This window comes from Erwinia sp. B116 (genome assembly GCF_002865965.1).
Taxonomy (GTDB): Bacteria; Pseudomonadota; Gammaproteobacteria; order Enterobacterales; family Enterobacteriaceae; genus Erwinia.
Genome location: NZ_JRZZ01000011.1, coordinates 104,430 through 120,126, shown reverse-complemented (window position 1 = coordinate 120,126; position 15,697 = coordinate 104,430). Strand labels below are relative to the sequence as shown.

The window sequence follows — 15,697 nt, the reverse complement described above, 5'->3', positions numbered from 1 at the left end:
CGGTAGTTCAGTTGGTTAGAATACCTGCCTGTCACGCAGGGGGTCGCGGGTTCGAGCCCCGTCCGTTCCGCCACTTAAACAGAGAAAGCCCTGAGTCATCTGACTCAGGGCTTTTTTCTTTTGTGTTTTACTCACCCTTTTTCCTGCCAGTCCGCCGCTAAACGGCATTTTTAGCCTGTCTGGACGGTTGGTTTTTGCATTTACTTACCTTCTGCCGGACTGAATTTCACGCCTGACAATTGAAAGTGAGGGGTAAAGTCCCTATAACTGATCAACAGGTCTCTTTTGTTGTAATAAGTGCAGGCGGTAACGTGCGGAAAAAAACATATGCCATGAGATACGTAGCAGGGCAGCCCGTGGAGCGTATTTTCCCTCCGGGTGCCATGCTCCATGTCGGACAGGCATTACCACCTGGCGCGCCGCTGACCACCGAAAACACCCTGAAGGTGCTGGTCTGGAACATCTTCAAGCAGCAGCGAGCCGAGTGGCTCTCTGTGCTGCAGAATTTCGGTAAAGATGCCCATCTGGTACTGCTGCAGGAAGCGCAAACCACCCCTGAACTGGTGCATTTCGCCACCAGTAACTACCTCGCTGCCGACCAGGTGCCGGCCTTTGTGCTGCCTCAGCACCCCTCCGGCGTGATGACGCTGGCCTCTGCCCACCCGGTTTACTGCTGCCCGTTACGGGAGCGTGAGCCGCTGCTGCGGCTGGCCAAGTCGGCGCTGGTCACCGCTTATCCGTTGCCCGGCGGTCAGATGCTGATGGTGGTGAATATTCACGCGGTGAATTTCAGCCTCGGTATCGATGTCTACAGCAAGCAGCTGGGGCCTATCGGCGAACAGGTCGTTCACCATCAGGGCCCGGTGATCATGGCCGGAGATTTCAACGCCTGGAGCCGCCAGCGCATTAACGCTCTGTACCGCTTTGCCCGAGAAATGGGGCTGCGGGAGGTACGCTTTACTGACGATCACCGGCGTAAAGCGTTTGGCCGCCCGCTGGATTTCGTTTTCTATCGCGGTATGGGCGTGGCGGAAGCCTCGGTGCTGGTCACCCGCGCCTCCGATCATAACCCGTTGCTGGTTGAATTCCACCCTAACCCTCTGTAACGTCAGGCTACAGGCTACAGGCTACAGGCTACACAGACTGGTTTGGGCTTTGAGCTGCAGGTTACACCACAGCAGGCTATCCCGTTCGTCGTCTGGTGGTCTGAGCGCGTTTAACCAGGAGGGTCAATGAGCATCAAACATCATCAACACGTTGAGCATCAGTTTGGCGATCGGGCGGAAGCCTACTTAGCCAGCGCGGTTCACGCCGGCGGGCAGGATCTACAGCAGCTGGCAGAACGTCTGTCACAGGCTCCCGCTGCGCGTTTGCTCGATCTTGGCTGTGGGGCAGGGCATGCCAGCTTTGTCGCGGCACAGCACGTTTCAGAGGTGGTGGCGTACGATCTGTCGGAGAGAATGCTGGAAGTAGTGAAACAGACCTCGGCAGAACGGGGTTACGATCGTCTTAGCACCCGACAGGGTTACGCTGAGCAGCTGCCGTTTGCCGACGGCGAATTTGATGTCGTAATCAGCCGCTACTCGGCGCACCACTGGCATGACGTCGGTAGCGCCTTACGCGAAGCGCGACGGGTGCTTAAACCGGGCGGCAGCGTAATTATTATGGACGTGTGCGCGCCGGGCAGCCCACCACTGGACATCTGGCTGCAGACAATCGAAGCGCTGCGCGACACCTCTCACGTGCGTAACTACGGGCCGGGCGAGTGGTTGACGCTGCTGACCGAAGCCGGCCTGCGCATCTCGGCGATAACTCAGGGGCGGCTGGGGCTGGAGTTCAGCAGCTGGGTCGCGCGTATGCGCACGCCACAGACGCTGGTTGATGCTATCCGTTTGTACCAGCAGAGTGCGGCAGAAGAGGTTCAGCGCTACTATGAGCTGCAGCCTGATGGCAGTTTTCATACCGACATCATCTTTATTGAAGCAACCCGCCCGTAAAAGGGCAAAGAAGCCCGACCCGACCGCCCCTAAAAAGGCATAAAAAAACCCGTCCGGAGACGGGTTTTTTATTGGCCTTAAGCCACCGATCTTAACTGTCTGGCCTGGTGTTATCAGCAACAAACAGCGTCAGGTTCACGCCGGGCTGCAGGTTCTTGCTGTTGCCTGCAACGCTGTTCCAGCGTTGCACGTCCTTGATTTTCACACCATGCTGTTTTGCGATACTGGCCAGAGAATCACCCTTACGAACGCGGTAGGTGATGCTGTCGCCGTTATCTGCCAGTTTCGATCCACTTCCGCCAATAGTCAGCGTCTGCCCCGGTTTAATACTGGCCCCGCGCAAATTATTTGCCCGCTGCAGGTCCTTCACCGACACATTCAGCCGTTTGGCAATCACCGACAGCGTATCGCCATTCCTCACCTTATAGGAGGAAGATGACGCGACGTTATTTGCCAGCGAAGTTGGCTGTACCGCAGCAATATCACCCGTTGCCAGGGAATTGCGCAGTTTGGCTACGTTAGACTTCGGTACCATAATGTAGTGAGGACCATTAGGTGCCGTCGTGCCACGCTTGTAGCCGGTATTAAAGCTCTTCAGTTTGCTGAGCGACATGCCGGCCATTTCGGCCGCCTGCGTCAGCTCAATCTGCTGACCGACTTCTACACGCGCCAGAGCGCGGGATTCGTTCGGTGTCGGCAGACGCACGCCATAGCGCTTGCTGTTCTTGAGGATCTGCCCCAGGGCCAGCATTTTAGGCACATAGACCGTCGTTTCTCTCGGCAGCGCTAAAGACCAGAAGTCCGTAGGTCGTCCACGGGCTTTATTTGCCTTCATCGCCTTCATCACGCGGCCTTCACCACTGTTATACGCAGCAACGGTCAGTAACCAGTCACCGTCAAACATGTCGTTAAGGCGTTGCATCATATCCAGAGCAACTTTGGTCGACGCCACGACATCACGTCGCCCGTCATACCACTGGGTCTGCTTAAGACCATAATTTTTACCCGTCTGCGGCACGATCTGCCAGATGCCTGCGGCATTGGCGGAAGACGTTGCGCGGGGGTCAAAAGCGCTCTCCACTATGGGTAGTAGTACCAGTTCCATCGGCATTTTACGTTGCTTAATCTGCTCGACTATCCAGTACATATACGGCTCTGCCCGTAATGTTACATCGTGGAGATAGCTCTTGTTACTCAGGTACTTCTGTTTTTGTTCGCGTATCCGGTAATTATCCGGAACCTTCATCTTCAGCTCGTCGCTAATGAAATTCCACAGATCTCTGCCCTGCGCCAGGGTCGTTCCATCATCCTGCCAGCGCGGAGACAACAACTCATCTGAGTACTGTCCATTTTCACCTTGACCTGCCGAAGACAAACTCTGTGCATGCTGTACGGGGATGTTAGCATCGTGCCTTGATGCCTGGCACCCCACCAGCAAGACTGAGGCGAGTAATATCGCTTTAGCCTTCATGTGTGTGTCAATAGTTCGCTTAAAAGACGAGCAATGATACGTGCTCGATCCTGACAACACAACCTTAAATTCAAAAAGTGTCTTTCTTCTCGCGTAGAGTCGCGAAAACCTGCCACTCATGTTGCGGGGATGTTTCGAAGCCAATTAACTTCTGTAATTCAGTATCTTGCGTTCTCAGAAATACATTAATTTTTCTTTCCAGTTCCAGCTTTGTCGGCAAAGTTATCTGGTTTTTTGCACGTAACTCTCTAATTTTATGGTAGTACTGCGTTATTTCGGCATTATCAGGGTCAATGGTGTGCGCAAAGGTTAAATTGGATAATGTATATTCATGGGCGCAGCAGACCAGCGTATCGGCAGGGAGTGCATTAATAGCTTGAAAAGACTCAAACATCTGCTTGGGTGTGCCTTCAAAAAGTCGGCCACATCCGCCGGAAAACATTGTGTCTCCGCAGAAAAGGTAAGGGAAGCTGAAATATGAGACATGTCCTAAAGTGTGACCCGGCGTGGAAAAAACGGTGAATTTGTTTCCCAATACGGTGATGTCGTCGCCATCTGCCACGATAAAGTTGGTCCCTTTGCCGCGGGTTTCTTCCGGTCCGTACACCGTTAAGCCGGGAAAACGGTCACACAATTCCGCCACGCCGCCGACATGATCGTGGTGATGATGGGTCAGTAATATAGCCTCTGGCTGCCACTGATTTTTCTCCAGCAGGCTGAGTACCGGCAGCGCTTCGCCCGGGTCGACGATCAGGCAGCGACCTGCATCATCATTGAGGGTCCAGATGTAATTATCCTGCAGGGCCGGAATGCTGGTAAGATTCATTATTCACCTCTGTGTGCTGGTAACGGAAGGAAGATGTTAAAGCATGAAGCCCGCTAAAACACGTCAAATCCGCCCGGTTCCGACCCAATGGGCGCAGATGCCTTGCGGAGAGTTTTACCGCGATGCGCTATCCCATCACCTGCAGCCCACGCTGGCGAAACTTTACGGTTTTCACCTGTTAAAAATCGGCAGCCTGAGCGCAGAGATTGCTACCGACGCCTGTGGCATCTCACATCAGGTCAACGTCGGCGAGAGCGGTGATAATCTGCAGGTGATCGCCTCGCCGCTGAGCCTGCCCTTTGAGTCAAAATCGGTGGATGCCTGCCTGCTGGCGCACACGCTGGCCTGGAGCAGCGATCCGCACCGCATTCTGCGCGAAGTCGATCGGGTATTGATTGACGATGGCTGGATGATCATCAGCGGTTTCAATCTGTTCAGCGTGCTGGGCGTAGGGAAGCTTATTCCGGGCGTGCACCGTAAGATGCCCTGGAACAGCAGAATGTTCACCACCCTGCGCCTGCTCGACTGGCTGAGCCTGCTCAATTACGAAGTGGTACAGCGCAGCGGGTTTCAGGTCCTGCCCTGGAGCCGACAAGGCGGTAAGGTGATCAGCACGCACCTGCCCGCGCTGGGCTGTATGCATATGATCGTCGCCCGTAAGCGTACCTTCCCACTTACCAGAAACCCGGCGAAGAGAAGCGCCGCCAGGCGTGCGCTCAGCCCGGTCAGCGCGAGCCCATTCCGTAAGCATCAGGAGCCGGACTGATATCCGATATCATCGGCGGTCGGTTTGCCCGCCGCCGATCGCGCCAGTTCATCACAGCGCTCATTTTCCACGTGACCGGCGTGCCCTTTAACCCACTTCCACTGGATCTCATGGTGGCTCAGCGCCTTGTCCAGCCGCTGCCAGAGGTCGACGTTTTTCACCGGCTTTTTATCGGCGGTCTTCCAGCCGCGCTTTTTCCAGTTATGGATCCAACTGGTGATCCCCTGACGCACGTACTGGCTGTCGGTGCTCAGTACCACGTTGCACTGCTCGTTCAGCGCTTCCAGCGCGACGATCGCCGCCATCATCTCCATGCGATTATTGGTGGTCAGCCGAAATCCGGCGCTGAACTCCTTTTCATGTTTACCGAAACGTAAAATCGCGCCGTAACCGCCGGGGCCTGGGTTACCCAGACAGGATCCGTCGGTGAAAATCTCAACCTGCTTTAACATTTTTGCCCGTCTTCCCGCTGTAAAACGCCAAGTCTGACATAAAGTGCTGCCGCGAGCATGGCAAAAAGCGCATTTACTGGCGATCGCGACGGGTTGATGCCGCTGCCGGTGCAGTCTGTCGCCCCAGGAGCATGACTTACCGGCCCGGCTGGTGTTACCCTGTCGGGCAATCGCGCAGGGTGTGCACCTGCGACACTTTCTCCAGCGGGCCTGCGCCCACGACTGATTAACCACCGGGTAAACGTCATGAGTTTCCAGAGTACATCCGAACGGGTCATCGTGCTTGATACCGAAACCACCGGTATGAACATGATTGGCGTCCACTATGAGGGGCACCGCATTATCGAAATCGGTGCCGTTGAAGTGGTCAACCGCCGCCTGACCGGCAATAACTTCCACGTCTACCTGAAACCGGACCGGCTGGTCGATCCGGAAGCGTTCGGCGTGCACGGCATTGCGGATGAATTCCTGGCGGATAAACCGACCTTTGCCGACGTTGCCGATGAGTTCCTCGCCTATATCGACGGCGCTGAGCTTGTTATCCATAACGCCTCGTTCGATATCGGCTTTATGGACTATGAATTCAGCAAGCTGAACCGGGGCATCGGTAAAACCGAAACGTTTTGCCAGATAACCGACAGCCTGGCGATGGCGCGTAAGATGTTTCCGGGCAAGCGCAACAGCCTCGACGCCCTCTGCTCACGTTATGAAATAGACAACAGCAAGCGTACGCTGCACGGCGCACTCCTTGACTCCGAAATCCTCGCCGAAGTTTTCCTGACCATGACCGGCGGGCAGACCTCGCTGACTTTTTCTATGGAGGGCGAACGCGATAAACAGGAAGGGGAAGAGACCATTCAACGCATTGTGCGGCCATCGTCGGGTCTGCGCGTGGTGCGCGCCAGCGCAGACGAGTGCGCGCTGCATGAGGCCCGTCTGGACCTGGTGATGAAAAAAGGCGGCAGCTGTTTATGGCGCCCGTCAGAGGACGCCGCGCAGTAAGTGGCTAAATTGCGACAGAAAAAGCCCGTTAAGCATAAAAAAAGAGCACTTAAGATAAAACCGGTTAAAAAGCGTTGACGTATAGCGTACCTGTCCGTAATATTCGCCTCGTTCCCGACGGGGAATAAAGCGCGGAGCGGTAGTTCAGTTGGTTAGAATACCTGCCTGTCACGCAGGGGGTCGCGGGTTCGAGCCCCGTCCGTTCCGCCAAGTATTAAGAAAGGCCGATTCTCAGGAATCGGCCTTTTGTCTTTTATGCGCCTTAAAAAAAGGACCGGATTAACCGGCCCTCTCTCACATCACTCTTACTGCATCATCACTCTTTCTGCATCACGACGTTTGCAGCGTAAGCCGGTGTGGCCTCGCGGCTCACTTCCTCACGCGCCATCCAGCGATAGGCACCCGCACCCAGCGCCACGCCGATAAACCAGCTGAAGTTTGCCACCGCGTGTAACGACGGGATAAAGCTGATCACCAGGCCGATGGCCACGGCGGGCAGCAGTGCACCAATCGCTTTCGGGTTAAAGCCGCCGCGATACCAGTATTTACCGGCCGGCGTCGCGTCAAACAGATCATCCACCGACACCTTCCCACGCTTAACGATGTAGAAGTCCACCAGCAGAATACCGAACAGCGGACCGATGAATGCCCCCAGCACGTCCAGCGTGTAGTGGATCAGCTCCGGTGAGTTAAACAGGTTCCACGGCGTCAGCAGCACCGAGCCTACCGCGGCAATCATGCCGCCGGTGCGGAAGCTGATCTTCTGCGGCGAGCAGTTAGAGAAGTCAAAGGCCGGTGAGACAAAGTTGGCCACGATGTTGATGCCGATGGTGGCGGTAATCATGGTTAACAGGCCAATCGCCACCGCCAGGTCGCTGCCGACCATGCTGACGGTCTCAATCGGGTCAACGATCATACGGCCAAACAGCGACTGGGTACCGGAGACGATCACCACGGTAACAATTGAGAACAGCAGGAAGTTGAACGGCAGTCCCCAGCGGTTACCGCGTCTGATCTCGTCCATGCTTTTGCCGTAGCGGGAGAAGTCTCCAAAGTTAAGCAGCGGGCCGGAGAAGTAGGAGACTACCAGCGCGGTGGCGGTAATCATCTGCCACGTTTGCTCACCGGCGGTCAGCGACTTGCTGGCCAGAGTGAACGAAATGCCGTCAAAGCCGGTTTTGTATACAATCCATCCCGCCAGCGCGCCCATCACCACGTACACGGCCGGCCCGGCGATATCAATAAAGCGCTTAATCGCGTTCATCCCGTGCCAGAACACCATCGCCTGCAGCAGCCACATAATGCCGAAGCAGAGCCAGCCCAGCTGTGACAGGCCCAGCCAGCTGACCTGAGTCATCGGCGTCAGCGCCGGCCAGAACTTAAGCGACACCAGCATCAGCGCGTTAGCCGCCAGGTAGGTCTGAATACCGTACCAGGCAAACGCGATCAGCCCGCGGATCACCGCCGGGATATTGGCGCCGAACACGCCGAAGGCCTGGCGGCAGATCACCGCGTAGGGCACGCCCGCCATCTGGCTGGGTTTTGCCACCAGGTTGGCGCACAGCTGCACGATGCAGATACCGGCCAGCAGGCACAACAGCACCTGCCAGCTGGCCAGGCCGAGGGTGAAGAAGCTGGCCGCCACCACGTAGCCGCCCATGCTGTGTACATCGGACATCCAGAACGAAAAGATGTTGTACCAGCTCCAGTTCTGGTCACGGGTCGGGGCGAGATCGTCATTACACAGCCGGGGGCTGTAGTTGGCACGGGCTTCTGCGGCCGCGTCCTGGGAACTCATTTGACTGTTTGGCATGAAACCTGCTCCTCAAAGAGATGATAAAACCGGTTGGGTTGCATCAGGTATTGCAGGATCCAGGCCAGATCGTAATTTCATGTATACAAAAATGACGAATACTGTGTACGATTTGCCAGGGCGATGATGTTGACGGAGCGAAAAATGAAGAGTGAAACCGGGCTGAAAACGGCCTCCGACCTGAATGATAAGGACGAGCCGATCTATCAGGCGCTAATGACGGCGATTGTGGAGCACCAGCTCCCGCCGGGCAGTAAATTGCCGGAAGAGGCCCTCTCTGAGGTGTTTGGCGTCAGCCGCACCGGCATTCGTAAGGTGCTGCAGCGCCTCGCAGCGGTGCAAATGATCACCCTGACGCCCAAACGTGGTGCGCAGGTCGCCACGCCGACGGTGGAAGAGGCGCAGGATATCTTCCACACCCGCTGCCTGCTGGAGTGCGCCAACCTGGCTGACGTACTGGCCCGCTGCCAGCCGCCGCATCTGGCGGCGCTGGAAAAGCTGATCCGCCAGGAGCAGCAGGCGCATGACGCTCACGACGGTGCCGCCGCGATCCGTCTTTCCGCCGCCTTTCACATCCAGCTGCAGGCGATCTCCGGCAATCAGGTGCTGACCGAAATGGTCACCCGGCTGAGCCAGCGCTCCTCGCTGGTGGTAGCGGCCTATGGCTCCCCCTGGAAGCAGGGCTGCCGCTGTGACGATCACGACCAGCTGCTGATCCTGCTGCGCGAGCGAGCGCTGGTGCCGCTGACTGACGCACTACGGCAACATTTCGATCATATTGTGGCCAGTCTGCGCTTCGAGCGCAGCGGCGAAACCCTGCCGGATTTCGCCCGGCTGTTTGCAGGTAAAGGAGTGGAGTGATGAGTAACCGACAGCTGATCCAGGTGATTAACCCCAACACAAGCCTGGCGATGACCGAAACCATCGGCCGCGCCGCGCGGGCGGTGGCCGCGGCGAACACCGATATTCTGGCGGTGTGCCCGGTGCAGGGCGTGCCTTCCATCGAAGGCCACTTTGATGAAGCGATAGCCGCCATCGGCGTGCTGGAGCAGGTCAAAGCCGGCCGTGAGCAGGGCGCACGCGGCCACGTGATCGCCTGCTTTGGCGATCCGGGGCTGCTGGCCGCCCGTGAGCTGGCTTCCGGGCCGGTGGTGGGCATTGCCGAAGCGGCGATGCATGTGGCCACCCTGGTGGCCACCCGTTTCTCCATCGTCACCACGCTGCCGCGCACGGTGGTGATTGCCCGGCACCTGCTGCAGCAGTACGGTTTTGTGCACCACTGCGCCGCGATCCACGCCATCGACCTGCCGGTGCTGGCGCTGGAAGACGGCAGCGGCGTGGCGCAGGAGAAAGTGCGCCAGCGTTGTATCCAGGCCAAATGCGAAGACGGCAGCGGGGCGATCGTGCTCGGCTGCGGCGGCATGGCGGACCTGGCGCAGGAGCTGACGCGTGAACTGGGGCTGCCGGTGATCGACGGCGTGGGCGCGGCGGTCAAAATGGTTGAATCGCTGCTGGCGCTGGGGCTGGGCACCAGCAAACACGGCGATCTGGATTATCCGGTGGCGAAAAGGCTGTCCGGTCAGTTTGAGCGCCTAAACTAAGGTGATAACGCACGCCGACAACACAGGATGCTGGTTATGAGTGATACCCCCGAAAAGAAAGAGTACGGCTTCAACAAAAACTATCCGCGTGACCTGCGCGGCTATGCGGGACAGCCGCCGCACGCGGCCTGGCCGAAGAAGGCGCGCATTGCGGTGCAGTTTGTCCTCAACTACGAAGAGGGCGCGGAAAACAACGTGCTGCACGGCGACGCCGGCTCCGAGCAGTTTCTTTCGGATATTATCGGCGCGGCCAGCTATCCCGAGCGCCATATGTCGATGGACTCGCTGTACGAATACGGTTCCCGCGCCGGTTTCTGGCGCATTCACAACGAGTTTCAGAAACGCGGGCTGCCGCTGAGCGTATTTGGCGTGGCGATGGCGCTGGCGCGTCACCCGGAAATCGTTGAAGCGATTAAAGCGGCGGATTACGACGTGGTCAGCCACGGCTGGCGCTGGATCCACTATCAGGGGATGGATGCGAAAACCGAGCGGCAGCACATGCAGCTGGCGCTGGACACGCTGACCGACCTGTTTGGCAAAACGCCCACCGGCTGGTACACCGGCCGCGACAGCCCGAACACCCGGCGGCTGGTGGTGGAGCAGGGCGGCCTGACCTACGACAGCGACTACTACGGTGACGATCTGCCGTTCTGGACCCAGGTCACCTGCCTGGACGGCACGGTGAAGCCGCACCTGATTATTCCGTATTCCCTTGAAACCAACGACATGCGCTTTGCCACCCCGCAGGGCTTCAACACCGCCGAGCAGTTCTATACCTACCTGCGCGACAGTTTTGACGTGCTGTATGAAGAGGGCGAGGAGGCACCGAAAATGATGTCGATCGGCATGCACTGCCGGCTGCTCGGCCGCCCCGGCCGCTTCCGCGCGCTGCAGCGCTTCCTCGATCACATCCAGCAGCACGACCGTGTATGGATCTGCACACGCCAGCAGATCGCCGATCACTGGATGAAAAAACATCCCGCCCCGGTGATGTAAGCGTTCAGGACGAGCGAGGGCTCGTCCTTTATCTTTTCGAGTTATCCTTTCCATCACAAAAATTGTTAATTCAATAGATTACTATTCACTTCGTGCTTTAATTTTACTCGTCCTGATTACTTTTTATCTTCAAAATCTATACTCACTCATTCCTGAACTGGAACCGAATGGTTATTTATTAGTGGATGTGGAGATGAAAGCATGAGTTATAAAGATAGAGATACCGAGATAGAGAGTATTATTGCCCCTTTGACTCGCTATTGGGAAGGGAGCAATGAATCCTGGTGGGTTAAAAACAATAAATCACAGTTTGTGTATGCTAATAAAGAGATCAGGCGTTTTTTGACAATTCCTGAAGGTTTTAATCTTGAAGGGCGTTATGATGGAGAGTTGCCTGTAGCAATACATGAATTTGAACCGGAATTTCAGGCTCATGACAGGAAGGTTGAGGAGTATCGGGACAGAATGACCTCAATAGAAATACATAAGGTTGGAAACGATGATTTTTTTCAGCCATGGTATTGTGATAAGTTTCCAATAATAGGGCGGTCTGGTGAGGTGCTTGGCATTATTGCGCACAATAGGCCTGTTGATTCGATTGCTATCACTCGGCTTAAAAAAATTAAAATACCGACTTCACTTATATTCACGCCACCGGATAATATATTTACGCTTAAAGAATGGGAGGTTATTTTCTACACGTGCCAGTCTTTCACGCCAAAAATGATTGAAAGAGCGATCGGCGTTTCCAACCGAACTGTGGAAGATACGCTTTGTCGGATTTATAAAAAAGCAGGCGTGGGTAATAAACGTGGACTTCTGGATTATTGTATCGAAAATGGCTTTAATAACTTTATCCCGCAGAGTATTTTTAAAACCTGTGAGTCGATTATTCCCTTCGGAAGCTGACTTTTTCGAGTTTAGATGCAGAAGCTATGTGGCGCTTCTGCATCTAATGAGTCGCTTGCAGTATTCCTTTTAACGCTTTTTTGACTCTCTGGTTAGTTTTAATAAGATAACCAGAGCCAGTAGGATCGTGTTAATAATAAACACCCACTCCATTTTCCCCGACTGCAACGCAGTACCTATGCTGGTGATTCCGAAGAAGGTGATCAGCGAACGAGGTATGCGAAAAGCCGCCATCGTCTGCCCGTACTCATTCACCCTACTGGCCTCCCTGACCCGTGCAGAGATAAAAATCCCCCACCATACGCCGATAAATTCCAGTGAAACGACTACAGCCGGAAGGAAAAGAGGGCTGTGGCTGGCGGTGTTTGACATCGATAACGTTGCTGCAATGGCAAAGACCAGCAGAAAGCTGCACAGAAAAAAATACCAGCGAAAACTTGTGTTGCCGAATTTCAGAATCTTTGGATACAACCATGAAGCGAAACTATCCAGTATGCCACTCACTGCACCGAACAGGAAAATGACGGTGTAAGGTGTGGTTTTCAACGTAAAGGCGATAACGTCAAAGTTAGCGCTGAATGACGTTTCTGTAAAAGCGATAGCGCACATGGCTAACGCCAGGAATCCATTTTCTTTGATTAAAAGAAAAGATTTTTTATAAATATGACGAAAGCCCTCTTCAGCTGTTTTTTCATAGATCTCCTGAACGGGAGAAATGTTCAGGTTCCGTAGAGAAAGAATCAACGCTGACGATATAACTAAGCAGATAGCAGAAGTAAGGTGAAAGATAAATGTCCACTTGTAATCATAGAAAAACGCCAGCAGGAGGCTGGAGAGCAGGACCGCGAGACCCGATACTCTCGATTCCAGCGCAACGCTGTTCTCATAATTATCTGCAAGTAGTGGAATTATGTATTGACTGACGATAATAGCGTTCAGGTTGAATAATAAGGAAAACAAAACAACCAATGCGCTGGTGAAGGTTACTTCAAATATGGATATGTAGCCAAATAATAGTACGATTAGTGCGCTGAGGATTTGTCCACCCACAAGCCATAAAAGTTTTTTTTAGAGCGATCTATGATCCTGCCTGCCAGTGGTCCCCAAAAGAGACTGGATAAAGTGGTGATACCAATAAGTATTGAGGCCTGAAACGGGGATGCGCCTGTCTTAAGTAAAAACCATGAAAAATAACCAATATAGAGATAGACACCGAACGATGTCAGAAACAGAAAAGGATAAATTATTTTTTTGAATTCATGGTTATTCATTCCTTAACTCCACTCTTGCGAGGTGCTGATAATCAAAAGATGGGCCTGTGGTGAAAAGTGACTGATAGCATTGCAAAAAATGAATAATGAGATTCAGGAAGATGACTGACGAATTGAGCGGTGACGACGAAAACACATATCCCTGAATAGTCATACGCTAATCTCCATTGCCAAAATGCAGAAACAGCCTACGGATATCTGCGCTTCTGCCTTCCCCTGAAGCGATCCCGCTCACGGCGGGCTAAGAAGCGGCTGGGCCAGATTTGTTCGGGGTTGACGCCAATCGCGTTGGCGATAATCAGCTCCCCCTTCGGCCACGGGCGGTTAAGCGCGTTAGCCAGCGTTCCCTCGGCTAACCCGTGCGCGCGTGACAATGACGCTACCGACCCTCCCGTCATATGGATTGCGCAGATAATTTCATTACGGTGCCAGTCTTTATTGGCAGGTGGAGGGTTTTCATCCTGCGGGTTTGGGTGTGCATCAGAAACAGTAACGTGCGGATGATTGCTCATTTTTTGCTCCCTGTTTGGTCAACAGGGGCAGTTGTAACACCGGCCCCTGGCGCACGCCACCGTGAGTTTTACGGACTTCGGCGCAGGCCAGTGCCGGCGCGGCTTAGCGCATGATGCTGACCTGCGCCGCCACGATCCGCCAGCCCTCAGGAAGGCGGATCCAGGTCTGCTGCTGGCGGCCGATATTATCGTTCCCTTCACGGGTAAATTCGGTGCTGCACACCGCCATGTCGTCGCCGTAGCAGGTGATCACCGTATTACGCAGCTGGCGGTCAAGACCGGCCGACGGCCGGGCGGCGCGAAACTCCCGAATCGCGTCAATGCCGTAGAGATTCTCACCGGCCCCGAGCCGCACGGTGCGCGGATCGTGCCAGAACAGCTCGTCCAGTACCGCAATGTCATTGCTGACTAACGCCTGCTCATAGCGGTAGAAGGCGGCGGTGACCTCGGCAACCACCGCCGGACGATCGATATCTTCAGTTCTCATTGCATCACTCCATAACGGGCAGCACCGCCCGGGCCAGCCCACTCTGCTCCAGCGCACGGGCGGCGCGCAGGCAGGCGGCTTCGTTAAACGGCGCGGCGATCAGCTGCAGGCCGATGGGTAATCCACCGGGCGTCTGCAGCGGCACGCTGACCACCGGCAGGCCGAGGAAGGAGATCGGCTGGGTCAGCATCCCCATGCTGGCGCGGATTGGCAGATCCTGGCCGTTGATGTGCATGGTCTGCTGGCCGATCGGGGTGGCGCTGGTCGGGGTGGCCGGAGCGATCAGCACGTCGACCTGCTCAAACAGCGGCAGCACCTGCTGTTGCCAGTAGCGGCGGAAGCGCTGCGCCTGCACGTACCAGGCTCCGGGCAGCATCGCGCCGGCCAGCAGGCGCTCGCGTGAGGCGGGTTCGAAGTCCTGCGGCGCACGCTTCAGGGCCGGCAGATAGTGGTTGCCACCTTCCGAGGCGGTAATGATAAACGCAGAGGTGCGCGCCAGGTCGGTGTCCGCCAGCTCGTAGGTCTCGGTGGCGTTCAGCGCGCGCGCCGCGCGGGCCACCGCGTCGCGCGCGTCGTCATCGCACCACTCGCTGAACCAGCCGCCTAGCACGCCGCAGCGTAATCCTTCGCCGCTGCGTTCCAGCTGCGGCATCACCGGCTGCAGCGGCGCGTCGGCCTGGAAGGCATCGGCGTCATCGTGCCCCTGCAGGGCGTCATAGACCAGCGTCAGGTCGCTGACCCGGCGGGCAAACGGGCCGATATGGTCAAGGCTGGCGACAAACGGATGGCTGCCGCCGCGCGACAGGCGGCCGAAGGTCGGTTTCAGGCCGAAGATGCCGCACAGCGAGGCCGGCACGCGGATCGAACCGTTGGTATCGCTGCCGAGCGAGAAGGGGACCAGCCCGGCGGCCACCGCCGCCGCCGACCCGCCGGAGGAGCCGCCGGCGATGCGCGTCAGATCGTGCGGATTACGGGTCGCGCCGTAGTGGCTGTTCTCGGTGGTAAAACCGTAGGCGTAGGCGTCCATATTCAGCATGCCGGAGAGCAGGCCGCCGCTGCGGTTAAGCTGCTGTACCGCCCAGGCATCCTGCCGCGCCGGTGCCCGTTCGCTGAACAGGCTGGCCCCGGCCAGCGTGCTGTGGCCGGTAACGTCAAACAGGTTTTTCACCGCATAGGGCACGGCGGCCAGCGCGGGCAGCGGCTGACCTTCGCGGCGCAGGCGATCGAGGCGATCGGCCTCCTGCAGCATGCGATCGTCGGTGACGTGCGTCCAGGCGTTGATCGCCGGATTATGCTGGTGGATCGCCGCCAGCGTCTGGCCGGCAATCTCGCGGGCGCTCAGCTCGCCAGCGGAGAACGCCGCGCTCAGCTGTTGAATCGACAGGTCATGCAGGCTCATGCTTTGTACACTCCTGCCACTTCCAGCCGGTCGTCGAGCGGGAAGTTCATTAACGGCCCGGCCATCCCGGCGATGCGGGTAAACTGCACCAGCAGCTCCGCGCGGCGCGCGTCGTCCAGCTCAAGCCCGAGGACCTGTTCCATCTGTGAGATATAGATCGCCCAGTCGGCGTGATACTGCGTCATGATCGTCTCC

Annotated in this window: 17 protein-coding genes and 1 tRNA gene; 9 read left to right on the top strand and 9 right to left on the bottom strand. The window is 56.3% G+C overall.

All coding sequences use genetic code 11. The features are described 5' to 3' along the window. Positions 1-311 precede the first annotated feature (311 nt). Both NV64_RS10690 and NV64_RS10685 read left to right on the top strand, forming a co-directional pair. Positions 312-1,106, top strand: a complete 795-nt coding sequence (locus tag NV64_RS10690) for an endonuclease/exonuclease/phosphatase family protein (RefSeq protein WP_101505889.1) — start codon at positions 312-314, stop codon at positions 1,104-1,106. A gap of 126 nt (positions 1,107-1,232) precedes the next feature. Continuing rightward, complete coding sequence (locus NV64_RS10685; protein ID WP_056233753.1) at positions 1,233-1,997, top strand: class I SAM-dependent methyltransferase; 765 nt, start codon at positions 1,233-1,235, stop codon at positions 1,995-1,997. A 91-nt stretch (positions 1,998-2,088) separates the two neighbouring features. Here NV64_RS10685 and mltD read toward each other — a convergent pair whose 3' ends face one another. Then, positions 2,089-3,468 (bottom strand): murein transglycosylase D, encoded by a 1,380-nt coding sequence (mltD, locus tag NV64_RS10680; protein WP_056233755.1) that lies wholly within the window; start codon positions 3,466-3,468, stop codon positions 2,089-2,091. Between the two features lie 70 nt (positions 3,469-3,538). Continuing rightward, the gene (gloB, locus tag NV64_RS10675; protein WP_056233757.1) at positions 3,539-4,294 is read right to left on the bottom strand and encodes a hydroxyacylglutathione hydrolase; all 756 of its coding nucleotides are present in this window, start codon (positions 4,292-4,294) and stop codon (positions 3,539-3,541) included. Positions 4,295-4,337: 43 nt separating this feature from the next. Here gloB and NV64_RS10670 point away from each other — a divergent pair, with 43 nt between their 5' ends. After that, positions 4,338-5,060, top strand: a complete 723-nt coding sequence (locus tag NV64_RS10670; RefSeq protein WP_056233759.1) for a methyltransferase domain-containing protein — start codon at positions 4,338-4,340, stop codon at positions 5,058-5,060. On the opposite strand, the gene rnhA is transcribed toward NV64_RS10670, so the two are convergent. Beyond that, positions 5,045-5,512 carry a ribonuclease HI gene (gene rnhA, locus NV64_RS10665; protein ID WP_056233761.1) on the bottom strand — a complete coding sequence of 156 codons (468 nt, stop codon included), beginning with the start codon at positions 5,510-5,512 and terminating at the stop codon, positions 5,045-5,047. The two genes, NV64_RS10670 and rnhA, sit on opposite strands and share 16 nt — an antisense overlap. Positions 5,513-5,758: 246 nt before the next feature. On the opposite strand from rnhA, the gene dnaQ reads away from it, so the two are divergent. Further along, complete coding sequence (gene dnaQ / locus NV64_RS10660; protein ID WP_056233763.1) at positions 5,759-6,514, top strand: DNA polymerase III subunit epsilon; 756 nt, start codon at positions 5,759-5,761, stop codon at positions 6,512-6,514. Between the two features lie 133 nt (positions 6,515-6,647). Further along, positions 6,648-6,724 (top strand) — tRNA-Asp (locus NV64_RS10655). Between the two features lie 106 nt (positions 6,725-6,830). On the opposite strand, the gene NV64_RS10650 is transcribed toward NV64_RS10655, so the two are convergent. After that, on the bottom strand, positions 6,831-8,327 hold the full coding sequence (locus tag NV64_RS10650) for an NCS1 family nucleobase:cation symporter-1 (RefSeq protein WP_101505888.1): 1,497 nt from the start codon (positions 8,325-8,327) through the stop codon (positions 6,831-6,833). Positions 8,328-8,471: 144 nt separating this feature from the next. Here NV64_RS10650 and NV64_RS10645 point away from each other — a divergent pair, with 144 nt between their 5' ends. From NV64_RS10645 to NV64_RS10630, 4 genes are all read left to right on the top strand, one after another. Then, positions 8,472-9,188 (top strand): GntR family transcriptional regulator, encoded by a 717-nt coding sequence (locus NV64_RS10645; protein WP_101505887.1) that lies wholly within the window; start codon positions 8,472-8,474, stop codon positions 9,186-9,188. Continuing rightward, positions 9,188-9,928: an allantoin racemase gene (gene hpxA / locus NV64_RS10640; RefSeq protein WP_101505886.1), complete on the top strand. Its 741-nt coding sequence runs from the start codon at positions 9,188-9,190 to the stop codon at positions 9,926-9,928. The genes NV64_RS10645 and hpxA overlap by 1 nt, the downstream gene beginning before the upstream one ends. Positions 9,929-9,964: 36 nt before the next feature. Beyond that, positions 9,965-10,924 carry an allantoinase PuuE gene (gene puuE / locus NV64_RS10635; RefSeq protein ID WP_056233769.1) on the top strand — a complete coding sequence of 320 codons (960 nt, stop codon included), beginning with the start codon at positions 9,965-9,967 and terminating at the stop codon, positions 10,922-10,924. A 201-nt stretch (positions 10,925-11,125) separates the two neighbouring features. Beyond that, the gene (locus tag NV64_RS10630; RefSeq protein WP_101505885.1) at positions 11,126-11,833 is read left to right on the top strand and encodes a PAS domain-containing protein; all 708 of its coding nucleotides are present in this window, start codon (positions 11,126-11,128) and stop codon (positions 11,831-11,833) included. 69 nt (positions 11,834-11,902) lie between these two features. Here the strand turns inward: NV64_RS10630 and NV64_RS10625 are convergent, their stop codons facing one another. The 5 genes from NV64_RS10625 to hpxX form a co-directional block, all read right to left on the bottom strand. Beyond that, entirely contained in the window at positions 11,903-12,883 is a 981-nt protein-coding gene (locus tag NV64_RS10625) for a hypothetical protein (protein WP_101505884.1), read from the bottom strand. A 409-nt stretch (positions 12,884-13,292) separates the two neighbouring features. After that, positions 13,293-13,616, bottom strand: a complete 324-nt coding sequence (locus tag NV64_RS10620) for a helix-turn-helix transcriptional regulator (RefSeq protein WP_082502303.1) — start codon at positions 13,614-13,616, stop codon at positions 13,293-13,295. A 103-nt stretch (positions 13,617-13,719) separates the two neighbouring features. Further along, positions 13,720-14,103, bottom strand: coding sequence for an oxalurate catabolism protein HpxZ (gene hpxZ / locus NV64_RS10615; RefSeq protein ID WP_101505883.1), 384 nt, complete (start codon positions 14,101-14,103; stop codon positions 13,720-13,722). Positions 14,104-14,107: 4 nt separating this feature from the next. Then, the gene (locus NV64_RS10610; protein ID WP_101505882.1) at positions 14,108-15,502 is read right to left on the bottom strand and encodes an AtzE family amidohydrolase; all 1,395 of its coding nucleotides are present in this window, start codon (positions 15,500-15,502) and stop codon (positions 14,108-14,110) included. Then, the gene (gene hpxX, locus NV64_RS10605; protein WP_056233778.1) at positions 15,499-15,687 is read right to left on the bottom strand and encodes an oxalurate catabolism protein HpxX; all 189 of its coding nucleotides are present in this window, start codon (positions 15,685-15,687) and stop codon (positions 15,499-15,501) included. Before hpxX ends, NV64_RS10610 begins: the two co-directional genes overlap by 4 nt. Positions 15,688-15,697 lie beyond the last annotated feature (10 nt).

What these genes read in the sequence shown, in the direction of transcription:
- NV64_RS10685 (WP_056233753.1), top strand. Translation starts at nt 1,233, where the DNA reads ATGAGCATCAAACATCATCAACACGTTGAGCATCAGTTTGGCGATCGG.
- mltD (WP_056233755.1), bottom strand. Translation starts at nt 3,468, where the DNA reads ATGAAGGCTAAAGCGATATTACTCGCCTCAGTCTTGCTGGTGGGGTGC.
- gloB (WP_056233757.1), bottom strand. Translation starts at nt 4,294, where the DNA reads ATGAATCTTACCAGCATTCCGGCCCTGCAGGATAATTACATCTGGACC.
- NV64_RS10670 (WP_056233759.1), top strand. Translation starts at nt 4,338, where the DNA reads ATGAAGCCCGCTAAAACACGTCAAATCCGCCCGGTTCCGACCCAATGG.
- rnhA (WP_056233761.1), bottom strand. Translation starts at nt 5,512, where the DNA reads ATGTTAAAGCAGGTTGAGATTTTCACCGACGGATCCTGTCTGGGTAAC.
- dnaQ (WP_056233763.1), top strand. Translation starts at nt 5,759, where the DNA reads ATGAGTTTCCAGAGTACATCCGAACGGGTCATCGTGCTTGATACCGAA.
- NV64_RS10650 (WP_101505888.1), bottom strand. Translation starts at nt 8,327, where the DNA reads ATGCCAAACAGTCAAATGAGTTCCCAGGACGCGGCCGCAGAAGCCCGT.
- NV64_RS10645 (WP_101505887.1), top strand. Translation starts at nt 8,472, where the DNA reads ATGAAGAGTGAAACCGGGCTGAAAACGGCCTCCGACCTGAATGATAAG.
- hpxA (WP_101505886.1), top strand. Translation starts at nt 9,188, where the DNA reads ATGAGTAACCGACAGCTGATCCAGGTGATTAACCCCAACACAAGCCTG.
- puuE (WP_056233769.1), top strand. Translation starts at nt 9,965, where the DNA reads ATGAGTGATACCCCCGAAAAGAAAGAGTACGGCTTCAACAAAAACTAT.
- NV64_RS10630 (WP_101505885.1), top strand. Translation starts at nt 11,126, where the DNA reads ATGAGTTATAAAGATAGAGATACCGAGATAGAGAGTATTATTGCCCCT.
- NV64_RS10620 (WP_082502303.1), bottom strand. Translation starts at nt 13,616, where the DNA reads ATGAGCAATCATCCGCACGTTACTGTTTCTGATGCACACCCAAACCCG.
- hpxZ (WP_101505883.1), bottom strand. Translation starts at nt 14,103, where the DNA reads ATGAGAACTGAAGATATCGATCGTCCGGCGGTGGTTGCCGAGGTCACC.
- NV64_RS10610 (WP_101505882.1), bottom strand. Translation starts at nt 15,502, where the DNA reads ATGAGCCTGCATGACCTGTCGATTCAACAGCTGAGCGCGGCGTTCTCC.
- hpxX (WP_056233778.1), bottom strand. Translation starts at nt 15,687, where the DNA reads ATGACGCAGTATCACGCCGACTGGGCGATCTATATCTCACAGATGGAA.